We start from the raw sequence: 15,350 nt of genomic DNA, 5'->3' as shown, positions 1-15,350 counted from the left end.
TCGCGGATTGTATTCATTAAAGTACTTCTGGTGCTAAAGAAACAATTTTCATATAGTTATTTTCACGAAGTTCACGTGCTACTGGTCCGAAGATACGAGTTCCACGTGGGCTCTTGTCGTCACGGATGATGACACATGCATTTTCATCAAAACTGATGTAAGATCCATCGTTTCTGCGAGCTCCGCTCTTAGTACGAACGATAACTGCTTTCACAACTTCACCTTTTTTGACAACGCCTCCTGGTGTTGCTTGTTTAACCGTACAAACAATGACATCACCGATGTTAGCCGTTTTACGTCCAGAGCCACCAAGAACTTTAATAGTTAGTACTTCGCGTGCGCCAGAGTTGTCAGCTACTTTTAAACGAGTCTCCTGTTGAATCATTAATGTTACCTCCCTTCGGAAAAAGAAATCCGAACTTTATTAGATAATAACAGCTTCTTCGACAACTTCAACTAGACGAAAGCGTTTAGTCGCAGATAATGGACGAGTTTCCATGACCTTTACGATGTCTCCGATTTTTGCTTGGTTGTTTTCATCATGTGCTTTGAACTTTTTAGAGTATCTTACACGTTTGCCATAAAGTGAATGCTTTTTGTATGTTTCAACTACAACAGTGATGGTTTTATCCATTTTGTCAGAAACAACACGACCTTGATACACTTTACGTTGGTTACGTTCGCTCATGTTTGCGGGGCCTCCCCTCTAATTATTATTTATTAGCAGCGATTTCTCTTTGACGAATCACAGTTTTCATGCGTGCGATTGATTTACGCACTTCACGAATGCGAGCAGTGTTTTCAAGCTGCCCAGTCGCTAATTGGAAACGAAGATTGAAAAGTTCTTCTTTAAGAGACTTTACTTTTTGTTCAATTTCAGCAGTGGTAAGGTCACGAATTTCATTAGCTTTCATTTGATTCACCACCAATTTCTTCACGTTTTACGAACTTCGTTTTAATTGGCAATTTGTGAGATGCAAGACGAAGAGCTTCACGAGCAACTTCTTCAGACACACCAGAAATTTCAAATAAAACTTTACCCGGTTTTACTACAGCTACCCAGCCTTCTGGAGCACCTTTACCGGAACCCATGCGGACCTCTAGAGGTTTAGCTGTGTATGGCTTAGAAGGGAAAATTTTGATCCAAACTTTACCGCCACGTTTCATGTAACGAGTCATAGCAATACGAGCAGCTTCGATTTGACGGTTAGTGATCCAAGAAGCTTCAAGAGCTTGGATACCAAACTCACCGAAATGTACTTCAGTACCGCCTTTTGCACGACCACGCATTTTTCCACGATGTTCTCTGCGATACTTCACGCGTTTTGGCAATAACATATTATTTTCCTCCTTCCGCAGTATTCTTCTTAGTTGGAAGGACTTCTCCACGATAGATCCATACTTTTACGCCAAGCTTACCATAAGTAGTATCAGCTTCAGCAGTAGCATAGTCGATGTCAGCACGAAGTGTGTGCAATGGAACAGTACCTTCACTGTAATATTCAGAACGAGCAATATCTGCACCGCCAAGACGACCAGAAACCATTGTTTTGATTCCTTGTGCTCCAGCACGCATTGTGCGTTGGATTGTTTGTTTTTGTGCACGACGGAATGAAATACGATTTTCAAGTTGACGAGCGATGTTTTCAGCAACTAGCTGAGCATCAAGATCTGCTCTCTTGATTTCAAGAATGTTGATGTGTACACGTTTGCCAGTTAGGCTGTTAAGAGCTTTACGAAGTGCTTCAACTTCAGATCCGCCTTTACCAATTACCATACCTGGTTTAGCCGTGTGGATTGTGATATTTACGCGGTTTGCAGCACGTTCGATTTCTACTTTAGAAACAGACGCGTCAGACAAACGCTTGCTGATGAATTCACGGATTTTCAAGTCTTCATGTAAGAAGTCAGCGTAATCTTTTCCTGCGAACCATTTAGATTCCCAATCACGAATGACGCCAATACGAAGACCTACTGGATTTACCTTTTGACCCACGGATTATCCCTCCTTCTTTTCTGATACAACGATTGTAATGTGACTAGTACGTTTGTTAATTGCGCTCGCACGACCCATAGCACGTGGACGGAATCTCTTAAGTGTTGGACCTTCGTCAACGAATGCTTGAGTAATCACTAGGCTGTTAGCGTCCAACTCGTAGTTGTGCTCAGCATTTGCGATAGCAGATTTTAATACTTTTTCAATAATTGGTGAAGCAGCCTTAGGTGTAAGGTTTAAGATAGAAACTGCTTCTCCTACTTGCTTACCTCGGATCAGGTCCATTACTAGACGTGCTTTACGAGGAGCAATACGGACTGTTCTTGCGACAGCTTTAGCTTGCATTTAAAAGCCTCCTCTCATTAGCGTCTTGTTTTTTTATCGTCACTAGCATGACCTTTGTAAGTACGGCTTGGTGCGAATTCGCCCAATTTGTGACCTACCATATCTTCAGAAATGAAAACAGGTACATGTTTGCGTCCGTCATAGACAGCGATTGTGTGACCGATGAATTGTGGGAAAATTGTAGAACGACGAGACCAAGTTTTTACGACTTGCTTTTTGTCAGTTTCATTCAATTTCTCGACTTTAGCCATCAAATGATCATCAACAAATGGTCCTTTTTTTAAGCTGCGAGCCATTGTGGAACCTCCCTTCGTGATTGAACTACGGTCCTAAATGAACCGTAGACAACCCCGTTACTTGTTTTTACGACGACGTACAATGAATTTATCAGACTTGTTGGTTTTCTTACGAGTCTTGAATCCAAGAGTCGGTTTACCCCATGGAGACATTGGTGATTTACGTCCGATTGGAGCGCGTCCTTCACCACCGCCGTGTGGGTGATCGTTAGGGTTCATTACAGAACCACGAACTGTTGGGCGTACGCCTTTCCAGCGAGAACGTCCAGCTTTACCGATGTTGATTAGTTCGTGTTGTTCGTTTCCAACTTGACCGATAGTCGCACGGCAAGCAGAAAGGATCATGCGTACTTCACCAGAGTTCAAACGTACAAGAACGTATTTACCTTCTTTACCTAGAACTTGAGCAGAAGTACCAGCAGAACGAACTAATTGTCCACCTTTACCTGGTTTTAATTCAATGTTATGCACAACTGTACCAACTGGGATGTTGATAAGTGGAAGAGCATTACCTGGTTTGATGTCAGCTTCTGGTCCAGAAGTAACTTCAGTACCAACTTGGATTCCTTTTGGAGCAAGAATGTAACGTTTCTCACCATCTGCATAGTTTACAAGAGCGATGTTCGCTGAACGGTTTGGATCATACTCGATTGTAGCAACGCGTCCAGGTATACCGTCTTTATCACGCTTAAAGTCGATGATACGGTATTGACGTTTGTGACCGCCACCTTGATGACGAACAGTCAATCTACCTTGGTTGTTACGTCCGCCTTTTCTGTGAAGCGGTGCAAGCAACGATTTTTCTGGTTTGTCAGTCGTGATTTCAGCAAAATCTGAAGTAGTCATGCCACGACGACCATTACTGGTTGGTTTATACTTTTTAATCGCCATTTTGAATTTCCCTCCTTCTTTTTAAGATTTACGCTTCAAAAATTTCGATTTCTTTGCTGTCAGCAGTTAATTTCACGATCGCTTTTCTGCGACGGCTAGTCATACCAGTGTAGCGTCCAACGCGTTTTGATTTACCTTTGTAGTTTTGAACGTTGACTTTCTCAACTTTCACTCCAAAGATCTCTTCAACAGCGTCTTTCACTTCTGTCTTGTTAGCTCTGACATCAACTTCGAACGTGTACTTCTTCTCTGTCATTAGATCAGCAGAACGTTCAGTAATGATAGGGCGCTTTAGAACATCACGAGGATCTTTCATTATGCAAGTCCCTCCTCTACTTTTTCAACCGCTGCTTTAGTGATCAGAAGTTTGTCGTGGTTGACAACGTCAAGAACGTTGATACCGTTAGCTTCAACAACTGTTACTCCAGGGATGTTACGAGCAGATAAAGCAACTGTTTCGTTTGCATCCGCAGTGACGATCAACGCTTTCTTCTCAACAGATAACCCTTTAAGGATGCCTGCGAATTCTTTCGTTTTCACTGCATCAAGAGTAAGATCTTCAAGAACGATGATGTTGTTGTCGATTACTTTAGAAGACAATACTGACTTGATAGCCAAGCGGCGAACTTTTTTAGGTAATTTATAAGAATAGCTGCGTGGTGTTGGACCGAATACGATACCGCCTCCGCGCCATTGTGGTGAACGGATAGAACCTTGACGAGCACGACCTGTACCCTTCTGTCTCCAAGGTTTACGACCTCCGCCACGTACTTCAGAACGAGTTTTTACTTTGTGAGTTCCTTGACGTAAGGAAGCTCTTTGCATAAGAATAGCATCGAATACTACGCTTTCGTTTGGCTCAATTCCAAACACAGAAGCGTTTAATTCGATTTCACCGTTAGTAGAACCGTTTTGGTTAAATAATGCTACTTTTGGCATGACTTGTTTCCTCCTTTCCTAAGAGAGTTATTTAGTTTTAACTGCACTCTTTACAGTTACTAGAGATTTTTTAGCTCCTGGTACGTTACCTTTGATCAAAAGAAGATTGCGTTCTGCATCAACTTTAACGATCTCAAGATTTTGGACAGTGATTTGCTCTCCGCCCATACGTCCTGGAAGAAGTTTACCTTTGAATACTCGGTTTGGATCAACAGGTCCCATTGAACCAGGACGACGGTGGTAACGTGAACCGTGAGTCATTGGTCCGCGTGATTGTCCGTGGCGTTTGATAGCCCCTTGGAATCCTTTACCTTTTGATGTTCCTGTTACATCTACGATATCTCCATTTGCGAAAATATCAACTTTGACTTCCTGACCAACTTCATACGCATCTAACTCCACACCGCGTAATTCTTTTACGAAGCGCTTAGGAGCAGTTTCCGCTTTAGCAACGTGGCCTTTCTCTGGTTTGTTAGAAAGCTTCTCACGTTTGTCGTCAAAACCGATTTGGATTGCTTCATAGCCATCCGTGTCAGTAGTCTTCTTCTGAAGAACAACGTTAGCAGCAGCCTCAACAACAGTTACAGGGATAAGATCACCGTTTTCTGCGAATACTTGCGTCATACCAATTTTTCTACCTAAGATTCCTTTGGTCATTCGTCACACCTCCTATAATATGTGTTTTCTATTTGAATTAAAGTTTGATTTCGATATCTACACCGGATGGTAAATCTAAACGCATAAGTGCATCAACTGTTTGCGGAGTTGGATTCACAATGTCGATTAGACGTTTGTGAGTACGCATCTCGAATTGCTCACGAGAATCTTTGTACTTATGCACCGCACGAAGGATTGTGTAAACTGATTTTTCAGTTGGAAGCGGGATTGGACCAGATACACTAGCACCAGAACGCTTAGCCGTTTCAACAATCTTCTCAGCAGATTGATCAAGAATTCTATGATCATATGCTTTTAAACGAATACGAATTTTTTGTTTTGCCATTATTTTCCCTCCTTTTCGCCTACTTACGTTAGACAGTTCTCCGTGAGAAAAACCTGATCACCTTGCCATGGCAAAGCGGCCGGGTGTGTCAGCAACCTCTCACTTCATCGCAGTCAAAGACCAACATGCACTATTGTACCAAATTGGCCTGTGTGTTGCAATAATAAATCGGATAAATTTATGATTTGCACACTTTTCATATTATACAGGGGTTCAGCCTATAAATCAAGCTTTCCCTGAAGATGATGTGTAGCTGTCTTCCTGACGATACGAATAAATTCTTCTGGCTCTTCAATATGCGGAGAATGCGCAGATTCTTTAAAAGTAAACCACTCTTTTATTGGTGCTGTAAGTTGATCAACATATGGTTTTGATACAGCAGCTGGTGTAATCATGTCATGTTCCCCGATGATAAAGTAGCAGGGTATTAATATAGAAGAAACTCGGTATTGAATGCTTTCGTTCATTAGCTCGTCCCACAGCATATCCTGGCTATACTTCTGTCCCATAAGGAATTTCCACTTATCTTTTAGCTGATAATGCTTACTAACAAGAAATGCATACAGCATTTGAAAAAGTGGCTTCCACCTATGCGTGAGCCCTACTTTTGCGAACTCTTTGTATAGAGAGAACAAAGCATGAGCAGAGGTGCGTTTCCAAGGGGGTGGTGTCAGCAATCTTAGACATCTACTGATGAAATGCTTGCCTTGATATTTTTTTAGAAGAAGTTCGTACGATACAATATCCTCTTTTAATACATCAACCACCTGACTAATTCCATAATAGGCATGATACAAATCTGGTCGTTTATGTACAGCTTGTATCGCAACTAATGATCCCCATGAATAACCCGCAATGTATATTTTCGTTTGATCATTATAAGAAAGCAGTTTTTCTGTAAGCTCAATCGTATCCTCTATGAATTGCCCAATGGTCATAGAAGACTCAGGAATGTTTTTTTGATAAGACAGTCCTGCACCGCGTTGGTCCCAATGAACAACAGTGAAGTCTTGATCAAGTTCCTCATGAAAGGAATCGATATAACTCATTTGGGCTGACCCTGGGCCACCGTGTAAAAATAATAAAACAGGTTTTGTTTTTTTCGCTTGATCTTCTTTTATCATAAGCCATTGATCAAGCCCGCCAATCAGCCACTTTTTCAACATTGTCTTCGCCATTCCAGTGATCCTCTCGGTTCCATTTAGATTCTATAGCTTATAGTAGCCGTTATGCACTGGAAAAGCAAAAAAAGAGACCCTTTTGCAAGGAGTCTCTTTTAACTGGTATTACTTAATGATAGTAGAAACGACGCCAGAACCTACAGTACGTCCACCCTCACGGATAGAGAAACGAGTTCCTTCTTCGATAGCGATAGTAGAGATAAGTTCAACTTCCATCTCAGTGTTATCGCCAGGCATTACCATTTCAGTACCTTCTGGAAGATGTACGATACCAGTTACGTCAGTTGTACGGAAGTAGAACTGCGGACGGTAGTTAGTGAAGAATGGAGTATGACGTCCACCCTCTTCTTTAGAAAGTACATAAACTTCAGCTTTGAAACGGCTATGTGGAGTGATTGTACCTGGTTTAGCAAGTACTTGACCACGTTGGATATCTTCACGAGATACACCACGAAGTAGTGCACCGATGTTGTCACCAGCTTCAGCATAGTCAAGAAGTTTACGGAACATTTCAACACCTGTAACAGTTGTTTTACCGTTTTCTTCTTGAAGACCGATGATTTCAACTTCGTCACCGACTTTAACTTGTCCACGCTCAACACGACCAGTAGCAACTGTTCCACGACCAGTGATTGAGAATACGTCCTCAACTGGCATCATGAATGGCTTCTCAGTGTCACGCTCTGGAGTTGGGATGTACTCATCAACCGCATCCATAAGTTCGAAGATTTTTGCTTCGTAATCAGCATCACCTTCAAGAGCTTTAAGAGCAGAACCTTTGATAACTGGTACATCGTCACCAGGGAAGTCATAGTCAGAAAGAAGGTCACGAACTTCCATTTCAACAAGTTCAAGTAACTCTTCATCGTCAACCATGTCACATTTGTTAAGGAATACTACGATGTAAGGAACACCTACGTTACGAGAAAGTAGGATGTGCTCACGTGTTTGTGGCATTGGACCATCAGCAGCAGATACTACTAAGATCGCGCCGTCCATTTGAGCAGCACCAGTGATCATGTTTTTAACATAGTCAGCGTGTCCTGGGCAGTCTACGTGTGCATAGTGACGAGTTTCAGTTTCATACTCAACGTGTGCAGTTGAGATTGTGATTCCACGCTCGCGCTCTTCTGGAGCACCATCGATTTGGTCATAAGCCATAGCTGTACCTTTACCAGATTTCTTATGAAGAACTGTTGAGATAGCAGCAGTTAGAGTTGTTTTACCATGGTCAACGTGTCCAATTGTACCAATGTTAGCATGCGATTTGGAACGGTCGAATTTTTCTTTAGCCATTCTAAAAATCCTCCTTAAAGGTTCATTGTATTTGGTATGAGTGATAGAAAGTGAAGAGTTACCTCTCACTTTCTGATCTTCAATAGTAGTTATACTTTAGTTTAAAGGCAAAATCAATTATTCACCTTTATTTTTTTTGATGATTTCTTCACTGATGCTCTTAGGCACTTCTTCGTAGTGATCCATGTGCATAGTGAAAGTACCGCGTCCTTGTGTGTTAGAACGGAGTGCAGTTGCATATCCGAACATTTCAGAAAGTGGAACCATAGCGCGAACAACTTGAGCGTTACCGCGAGCTTCCATACCTTCTACACGTCCACGACGAGATGTGATATCACCCATGATGTCTCCCATGTATTCTTCTGGGATAACGACTTCTACTTTCATCATTGGCTCAAGTAGAACTGGGTTACATTTGCTGACAGCATTTTTCAATGCCATAGATGCAGCAATTTTAAACGCCATTTCGTTAGAGTCAACATCGTGGTAAGATCCATCGAATAATTTTGCTTTGATGTCGATTAATGGGAATCCAGCTAATACACCATTTTCTAGTGAATCTTCAAGACCTGCTTGAATTGCTGGAATGTATTCACGTGGAACAACCCCACCGACGATTGCATTTGTGAATTCGAAGCCTGCGCCTTCTTCGTTTGGTTCGAATTCGATCCAAACGTGTCCGAACTGACCGCGTCCACCAGACTGACGTACGAATTTACCTTCAACTTTTGCACTAGAACGGAATGTTTCACGGTACGCAACTTGAGGAGCTCCTACGTTAGCTTCAACCTTGAACTCACGCTTCATACGGTCAACAATGATATCAAGGTGAAGCTCACCCATACCAGAGATGATCGTTTGACCAGTTTCAGTGTTTGTTTGTGTACGGAATGTTGGATCCTCTTCAGCTAGTTTAGCTAAAGCGATACCCATTTTATCTTGGTCAGCCTTAGATTTAGGCTCGATTGCTACATCGATAACTGGCTCTGGGAATTCCATAGACTCAAGGATAACAAGATTTTTCTCGTCACAAAGAGTATCACCAGTAGATGTATCTTTAAGACCAACAGCTGCTGCGATATCCCCTGCATATACAGTAGAGATTTCTTCACGGCTGTTTGCGTGCATTTGAAGGATACGTCCAACACGCTCACGCTTGTTCTTAGAAGAGTTCTTCACGTAAGAACCAGAATCAAGTGTTCCAGAGTATACGCGGAAGAAAGTTAGTTTCCCAACATAAGGGTCAGTCATAACTTTAAATGCAAGAGCTGCGAATGGTGCGTCATCAGTAGACTCACGTACAACCTCTTCATTTGTATCTGGCAATGTACCTTTGATTGCAGCAACATCAGTTGGTGCAGGAAGGTAGTCAAGCACAGCGTCAAGTACAAGCTGAACACCTTTGTTTTTGAAAGCAGATCCAACAAGAACTGGGTAGAATTCAACATTCAAAGTTCCTTTACGGATTGCAGCTTTCAATTCAGGAATTGTGATTTCTTCACCCTCAAGGTATTTTTCCATAAGCTCTTCATCAAGCTCAGCGACAGCTTCAATCAAGCTGCTGCGAAGCTCTTCAGCTTTGTCTTTATACTCAGCAGGGATTTCTTGTGCATCAGAGCGAGTTCCAAGGTCATCTTCGTAGAAGTATGCTACGTTTTCTACAAGGTCGATGATTCCTTCGAATTGATCTTCAGCGCCGATCGGCAATTGAATTGCATGAGCGTTCGCTTGAAGACGATCTCTTAATGTGCTTACAGAGTAAAGGAAGTCCGCACCGGTTTTATCCATTTTGTTAACGAATACGATACGAGGTACTCCGTAAGTTGTTGCTTGGCGCCAAACTGTTTCAGTTTGAGGCTCTACACCTGATTGTGCATCAAGAACAGCAACCGCACCATCAAGTACACGCAAAGAACGTTCAACTTCAACAGTGAAGTCTACGTGTCCTGGTGTATCAATGATGTTTACACGGTAACCTTTCCATTGTGCTGTAGTAGCAGCAGAAGTGATTGTAATACCACGTTCTTGCTCCTGCTCCATCCAGTCCATTTGTGAAGCTCCTTCGTGAGTTTCACCAATTTTATGGATACGACCAGTGTAGTACAAGATACGCTCAGTCGTTGTCGTTTTACCGGCATCGATGTGAGCCATGATACCAATATTACGAGTTTTGTCTAAGGAGAACTCTCTTGCCATTGGGTAATTTCTCCTTCCTTATTAGGGAATAGTTTTTTTAGTTTGGTATAAATCCTACCAGCGGTAGTGAGCGAATGCTTTGTTCGCTTCTGCCATTTTGTGTGTATCTTCACGTTTCTTAACAGCAGCACCAGTGTTGTTAGCTGCGTCAAGGATTTCGTTAGCAAGACGCTCTTCCATCGTTTTTTCTCCACGAAGACGAGCGTAGTTTACTAACCAGCGAAGACCTAAAGTCGTACGACGATCTGGGCGAACTTCTACAGGAACTTGGTAGTTAGCTCCACCTACACGACGTGCTTTAACTTCAAGAACTGGCATGATGTTTTTCAAGGCTTGTTCGAAAACCTCCATCGCTTCATTACCAGTACGTTCTTTGATAATATCAAATGACTTGTAGAGAATAGTTTGTGACTTTCCTCTTTTACCGTCGATCATCATTTTGTTGATCAAACGAGATACAAGTTTAGAATTGTAAATTGGATCTGGCAAAACGTCTCTTTTTGCTACAGGACCTTTACGTGGCATCTGAATAGCCTCCCTTCTCTTTTAAAAGGATTTCTATCTGTCTTTCATCTCAATTTCATTGTCAGCTGCCTGACTCCACTGATCTGAACTCAACTTCTAAAAACCCTTATGTTTGTTTATATTATTTGCTTTGTTTAGGGCGTTTTGTTCCGTATTTAGAACGTCCTTGCATACGACCGTCAACTCCGGCAGTATCAAGCGCACCACGAACGATGTGGTAACGTACACCCGGTAAGTCTTTTACACGTCCGCCACGGATAAGTACTACACTGTGCTCTTGTAGGTTATGTCCGATACCAGGAATGTAAGCTGTTACCTCAATCAGGTTAGACAAACGTACACGAGCATATTTACGTAGTGCTGAGTTTGGTTTTTTCGGTGTCATTGTACCGACACGAGTACAAACCCCGCGCTTCTGTGGAGATGTTACGTTAGTGTGCTCTTTTTTGAAACTGTTGTATCCTTTGTTAAGTGCAGGAGACTTTGAGTTTTCAACTTTACTCACGCGTCCTTTGCGTATTAGCTGATTAATTGTAGGCATGTTGTTATTCCTCCCTTCATTACTTTTTTTATAACCCACATACCCAGGTGGTTCATCAAAAGGCAAAAAACAATGCTTTTGCATTTTAAGCATGCAAAAACAAAACAAGTACGCTATAACATAATGGCAACAGCTGCTGCCCCAACTTCAATTCCGCAGGCCTTGCCGAGCTTTTTCATGGAATCTACCACTAAAATGTCTACACCCTTCTCTTGCGCTAGTTTCATTACACTAGCGGTTAAAGCAGGATCAGCATCTTTCGCTACGACAATTTCCTTCACTGAATCTCGTTTCAGAGCTTTTACTGTTTGCTTCGTACCAATAATAATGGATTGAGCCTGTGATACTTTATCATAAGACATCGAATATCCTCCAAAGTAACAGGTTTTATTTTGAGCACCTTGGTTATATTATCATCATGGCAGAAGGATGTCAATATCGTTTGACAGATTATCTTGACATCCTTCACCATTTTCTGATGATTTTTATAGAAATCTTAAGAGAAAGATTACTCTACAGGAACCATATCGTCAGACGGCTGCACTTGTGAAACCGGCTTAACTTTACGGTAGTTTGGCATTCCAGTTCCAGCAGGAACAAGTTTACCGATGATGACATTCTCTTTCAAGCCAAGCAGTTCATCACGTTTTCCTTTGATCGCCGCATCTGTTAGGACACGAGTCGTTTCTTGGAAGGATGCTGCAGACAAGAACGAGTCTGTTTCAAGCGATGCTTTTGTAATACCAAGAAGAACTGGACGGCCTGTTGCAGGACGTTTGCCTTCGAATAGTACTTTTTTGTTCGCTTCTGTGAATTGGTGTACGTCAAGAAGTGTGCCTGGTAATACATCTGTATCCCCTGCATCAGCGACACGCACTTTACGAAGCATTTGGCGAACCATTACTTCTACGTGCTTATCTCCGATTTCTACCCCTTGCATACGGTATACTTTTTGTACTTCATGAAGCAGATATTCTTGAACAGCTGTCATATCAGTCACTTTAAGAAGTTCTTTCGGATCGATTGAACCTTCTGTCAGTACTTGACCACGAGTGACTTTGTCACCTTCAACAACTTTCAGACGTGCATTGTAAGGAGCTGTGTAAGAGCGAGTTTCAACTTCGCCTTGAACCACAATTTCCTGTTGCTTGTCACGAACATCGTTAATTTCAGCAACGACACCATCAATTTCAGAAATGGTTGCCTGCCCTTTCGGATTACGCGCTTCAAATAACTCTTGGATACGAGGTAAACCTTGAGTGATATCGTCTCCTGCTACCCCACCGGTGTGGAACGTACGCATTGTAAGCTGTGTTCCTGGCTCACCGATCGATTGTGCAGCGATGATTCCAACTGCTTCACCGACTTCAACGTCAGTACCAGTTGCAAGGTTACGGCCGTAGCATCGTTTACATACACCATGAGGCGTGTTACATGTAAATGCAGAACGGATCCATACTTCCTCGATTCCTGCTTCAACTACTTCAAGTGCTTTATCTTCATCAATTAGTTCGTTTTCGCCAACAATGACTTCGCCCGTTTCAGGATGAACAATTGGTTTTCTTGCAAAACGTCCGATCAGACGTTCTTCAAGTTTCTCAATAATTTCATTTCCTTCTTTAATGGACTTCGCCAAGATTCCACGGTCTGTACCGCAATCTGTTTCACGGATGATAACATCCTGTGCAACGTCAACGAGACGACGCGTGAGGTAACCTGAGTCAGCTGTTTTAAGAGCTGTATCGGCAAGACCTTTACGCGCTCCGTGAGTGGAAATAAAGTATTCCAATACGGTTAAACCTTCACGGAAACTAGATTTAATCGGAAGTTCAATGATACGTCCAGCCGGGTTGGCCATCAGACCACGCATACCAGCCAGCTGAGTGAAGTTAGATGCGTTACCACGCGCTCCAGAGTCACTCATCATGTAGATAGGGTTGACTTCATCAAGGGACTTCATCAGTTTACCTTGGATGACATCTTTAGAAGAACTCCAGATCGAAATGACTCTCTCGTAACGCTCTTCTTCAGTAATCAAACCACGTCTGAATTGCTTCATGACGTTATCTACTTTTGCTTGCGCTTCTTCAAGGATCTTCTGTTTATCATCTAATACAACGATATCAGACACCCCAACCGTAATACCCGCTTTAGTAGAGTATTTGAAACCAAGATTTTTCATGCGGTCAAGCATTTTAGATGTCTCAGTGATATGGAATCTCTTAAAGATTTCCGCAATGATTTTACCTAAAATACCTTTTTTGAACGGCGCATTGATTTCTTGTTTCTCGATCGCAGCTTTGACATCTTCACCTTTTTCAAGGAAGAAGCGGTCAGGCGTTTTTTCTTCAATATTGCTCTTTGTCGGTTCATTCATGTATGGGAATGATTCCGGTAAGATTTCGTTAAAGATTAGTTTTCCAACTGTTGTAATCAACAATTTAGAACGCTGTTCATCAGTGAATGTCACATTCTTCAACGAGTTAGCTGCAACAGCTACACGTGTATGAAGATGCACATACCCATTTTGATAAGCTAGAAGGGCTTCGTTCGTATCTTTGAAGACCATACCTTCTCCGATAGCACCTTTACGCTCAAGTGTAAGGTAGTAGTTACCTAGCACCATATCCTGAGATGGCGTAACAACAGGTTTTCCATCTTTCGGGTTCAAAATGTTTTGAGCAGCAAGCATTAAGATACGAGCTTCAGCTTGAGCTTCAGCAGATAATGGTACGTGAACCGCCATTTGGTCACCATCAAAGTCAGCGTTGTAGGCAGTACATACAAGTGGATGCAGACGAATTGCGCGTCCTTCCACAAGTGTAGGTTCAAACGCTTGAATACCAAGCCTGTGAAGAGTTGGTGCACGGTTTAGTAAGACTGGATGCTCACGAATCACTGATTCTAAAACATCCCAAACTTCCGGCTGCACGCGCTCAATCTTACGTTTCGCGCTCTTAATGTTGTGAGCTAATCCTTTTTCAACAAGCTCCTTCATCACGAATGGTTTGAATAGTTCAAGAGCCATTTCTTTCGGAAGTCCACACTGATACATTTTCAAATGTGGTCCAACGACGATAACGGAACGTCCAGAATAGTCAACACGTTTACCAAGCAAGTTTTGACGGAAACGCCCTTGTTTCCCTTTCAGCATGTGAGAAAGAGATTTCAATGGTCTATTTCCTGGTCCTGTTACTGGTCGGCCTCTACGTCCATTATCAATCAAGGCATCGACAGCTTCTTGAAGCATACGCTTCTCGTTCTGAACGATGATGCTTGGCGCGCCAAGATCTAATAAACGTTTCAGACGATTGTTACGGTTGATGACACGACGATAAAGGTCGTTCAAGTCAGAAGTAGCAAAACGTCCGCCATCAAGCTGAACCATTGGACGTAATTCTGGTGGAATAACCGGAAGTACATCAAGGATCATCCAAGACGGTTTGTTTCCTGAGTTACGGAAAGCTTCCAACACTTCAAGGCGTTTGATCGCACGTGTACGACGCTGTCCTTGAGCTGTTTTTAGCTCTTCTTTGAGTGTATCTACTTCTTTCACAAGATCGATATCTTGAAGAAGTTTGTTAATTGCTTCTGCACCCATAGCTGCTTGGAAGGTGTTACCGTATTTATCTAAATAAGCACGGAATTCTTTCTCAGAAAGAAGTTGTTTCTTCTCAAGCGGTGTGTTGCCCGGATCAGTCACGACGTAAGAAGCGAAGTAAATCACTTCTTCTAACGCACGTGGTGACATATCTAGAACAAGACCCATACGGCTTGGGATACCTTTGAAATACCAAATGTGGGAAACTGGGGCAGCCAGTTCGATATGCCCCATTCTCTCACGACGGACTTTTGCCCGTGTTACTTCTACACCACAACGGTCACATACAACACCCTTATAACGAACGCGTTTATACTTTCCACAATGACATTCCCAGTCTTTTTGCGGTCCGAAGATACGTTCACAAAAGAGACCATCTTTTTCCGGTTTCAGTGTACGATAGTTAATCGTTTCAGGCTTTTTCACTTCACCAAAAGACCAAGAACGGATTTTATCAGGTGATGCGAGACCGATGTTCATATACTCAAAATTGTTCACATCTAGCAAGGGGCCTACCTCCCTTTTAATCTTCGGGTTATA

General features: G+C 42.4%; 19 protein-coding genes. All 19 read right to left on the bottom strand.

All coding sequences use genetic code 11. The features are described from left to right. Positions 1 to 16: 16 nt before the first annotated feature. Positions 17 to 385, bottom strand: coding sequence for a 50S ribosomal protein L14 (gene rplN, locus LCD34_RS11150; RefSeq protein WP_003216882.1), 369 nt, complete (start codon positions 383 to 385; stop codon positions 17 to 19). A gap of 39 nt (positions 386 to 424) precedes the next feature. After that, the gene (gene rpsQ / locus LCD34_RS11145; protein ID WP_003216906.1) at positions 425 to 688 is read right to left on the bottom strand and encodes a 30S ribosomal protein S17; all 264 of its coding nucleotides are present in this window, start codon (positions 686 to 688) and stop codon (positions 425 to 427) included. Positions 689 to 713: 25 nt separating this feature from the next. Further along, the gene (gene rpmC / locus LCD34_RS11140) at positions 714 to 914 is read right to left on the bottom strand and encodes a 50S ribosomal protein L29 (protein ID WP_003217155.1); all 201 of its coding nucleotides are present in this window, start codon (positions 912 to 914) and stop codon (positions 714 to 716) included. Next, positions 904 to 1,338, bottom strand: coding sequence for a 50S ribosomal protein L16 (gene rplP, locus LCD34_RS11135; RefSeq protein WP_003225801.1), 435 nt, complete (start codon positions 1,336 to 1,338; stop codon positions 904 to 906). The genes rpmC and rplP overlap by 11 nt, the downstream gene beginning before the upstream one ends. A gap of 1 nt (position 1,339) precedes the next feature. Beyond that, positions 1,340 to 1,996, bottom strand: coding sequence for a 30S ribosomal protein S3 (gene rpsC / locus LCD34_RS11130; RefSeq protein ID WP_003217241.1), 657 nt, complete (start codon positions 1,994 to 1,996; stop codon positions 1,340 to 1,342). Between the two features lie 3 nt (positions 1,997 to 1,999). Next, positions 2,000 to 2,341: a 50S ribosomal protein L22 gene (gene rplV / locus LCD34_RS11125; protein ID WP_007496316.1), complete on the bottom strand. Its 342-nt coding sequence runs from the start codon at positions 2,339 to 2,341 to the stop codon at positions 2,000 to 2,002. Between the two features lie 17 nt (positions 2,342 to 2,358). Then, entirely contained in the window at positions 2,359 to 2,637 is a 279-nt protein-coding gene (rpsS, locus tag LCD34_RS11120; RefSeq protein ID WP_003216920.1) for a 30S ribosomal protein S19, read from the bottom strand. 57 nt (positions 2,638 to 2,694) lie between these two features. Continuing rightward, the gene (rplB, locus tag LCD34_RS11115; protein ID WP_007496314.1) at positions 2,695 to 3,528 is read right to left on the bottom strand and encodes a 50S ribosomal protein L2; all 834 of its coding nucleotides are present in this window, start codon (positions 3,526 to 3,528) and stop codon (positions 2,695 to 2,697) included. Positions 3,529 to 3,556: 28 nt separating this feature from the next. Then, positions 3,557 to 3,844, bottom strand: a complete 288-nt coding sequence (rplW, locus tag LCD34_RS11110) for a 50S ribosomal protein L23 (protein ID WP_003217016.1) — start codon at positions 3,842 to 3,844, stop codon at positions 3,557 to 3,559. After that, the gene (gene rplD, locus LCD34_RS11105; RefSeq protein WP_007496312.1) at positions 3,844 to 4,467 is read right to left on the bottom strand and encodes a 50S ribosomal protein L4; all 624 of its coding nucleotides are present in this window, start codon (positions 4,465 to 4,467) and stop codon (positions 3,844 to 3,846) included. Before rplD ends, rplW begins: the two co-directional genes overlap by 1 nt. A gap of 27 nt (positions 4,468 to 4,494) precedes the next feature. Next, complete coding sequence (rplC, locus tag LCD34_RS11100) at positions 4,495 to 5,124, bottom strand: 50S ribosomal protein L3 (RefSeq protein ID WP_007496311.1); 630 nt, start codon at positions 5,122 to 5,124, stop codon at positions 4,495 to 4,497. A 37-nt stretch (positions 5,125 to 5,161) separates the two neighbouring features. Next, on the bottom strand, positions 5,162 to 5,470 hold the full coding sequence (gene rpsJ / locus LCD34_RS11095; protein WP_003156464.1) for a 30S ribosomal protein S10: 309 nt from the start codon (positions 5,468 to 5,470) through the stop codon (positions 5,162 to 5,164). A 218-nt stretch (positions 5,471 to 5,688) separates the two neighbouring features. Further along, positions 5,689 to 6,648 (bottom strand): alpha/beta fold hydrolase, encoded by a 960-nt coding sequence (locus LCD34_RS11090; protein WP_224558999.1) that lies wholly within the window; start codon positions 6,646 to 6,648, stop codon positions 5,689 to 5,691. A 108-nt stretch (positions 6,649 to 6,756) separates the two neighbouring features. Beyond that, a complete protein-coding gene (gene tuf, locus LCD34_RS11085; RefSeq protein WP_007496302.1) occupies positions 6,757 to 7,947 on the bottom strand; it encodes an elongation factor Tu in 1,191 nt (396 codons plus the stop codon). Between the two features lie 117 nt (positions 7,948 to 8,064). Then, positions 8,065 to 10,143: an elongation factor G gene (gene fusA / locus LCD34_RS11080; RefSeq protein ID WP_007496301.1), complete on the bottom strand. Its 2,079-nt coding sequence runs from the start codon at positions 10,141 to 10,143 to the stop codon at positions 8,065 to 8,067. 54 nt (positions 10,144 to 10,197) lie between these two features. Then, complete coding sequence (gene rpsG / locus LCD34_RS11075) at positions 10,198 to 10,668, bottom strand: 30S ribosomal protein S7 (protein ID WP_003216884.1); 471 nt, start codon at positions 10,666 to 10,668, stop codon at positions 10,198 to 10,200. 121 nt (positions 10,669 to 10,789) lie between these two features. Further along, a complete protein-coding gene (gene rpsL / locus LCD34_RS11070; RefSeq protein WP_003216962.1) occupies positions 10,790 to 11,209 on the bottom strand; it encodes a 30S ribosomal protein S12 in 420 nt (139 codons plus the stop codon). Between the two features lie 113 nt (positions 11,210 to 11,322). Further along, positions 11,323 to 11,571, bottom strand: coding sequence for a 50S ribosomal protein L7ae-like protein (locus LCD34_RS11065; protein ID WP_008345416.1), 249 nt, complete (start codon positions 11,569 to 11,571; stop codon positions 11,323 to 11,325). A gap of 146 nt (positions 11,572 to 11,717) precedes the next feature. Next, positions 11,718 to 15,317 (bottom strand): DNA-directed RNA polymerase subunit beta', encoded by a 3,600-nt coding sequence (gene rpoC / locus LCD34_RS11060; RefSeq protein WP_007496298.1) that lies wholly within the window; start codon positions 15,315 to 15,317, stop codon positions 11,718 to 11,720. Positions 15,318 to 15,350: the final 33 nt, after the last annotated feature.

Source organism: Bacillus sp. RAR_M1_44, from assembly GCF_020165935.1.
GTDB lineage: Bacteria > Bacillota > Bacilli > Bacillales > Bacillaceae > Bacillus > Bacillus altitudinis.
This window is presented reverse-complemented; position numbering and strand designations above follow the sequence as displayed.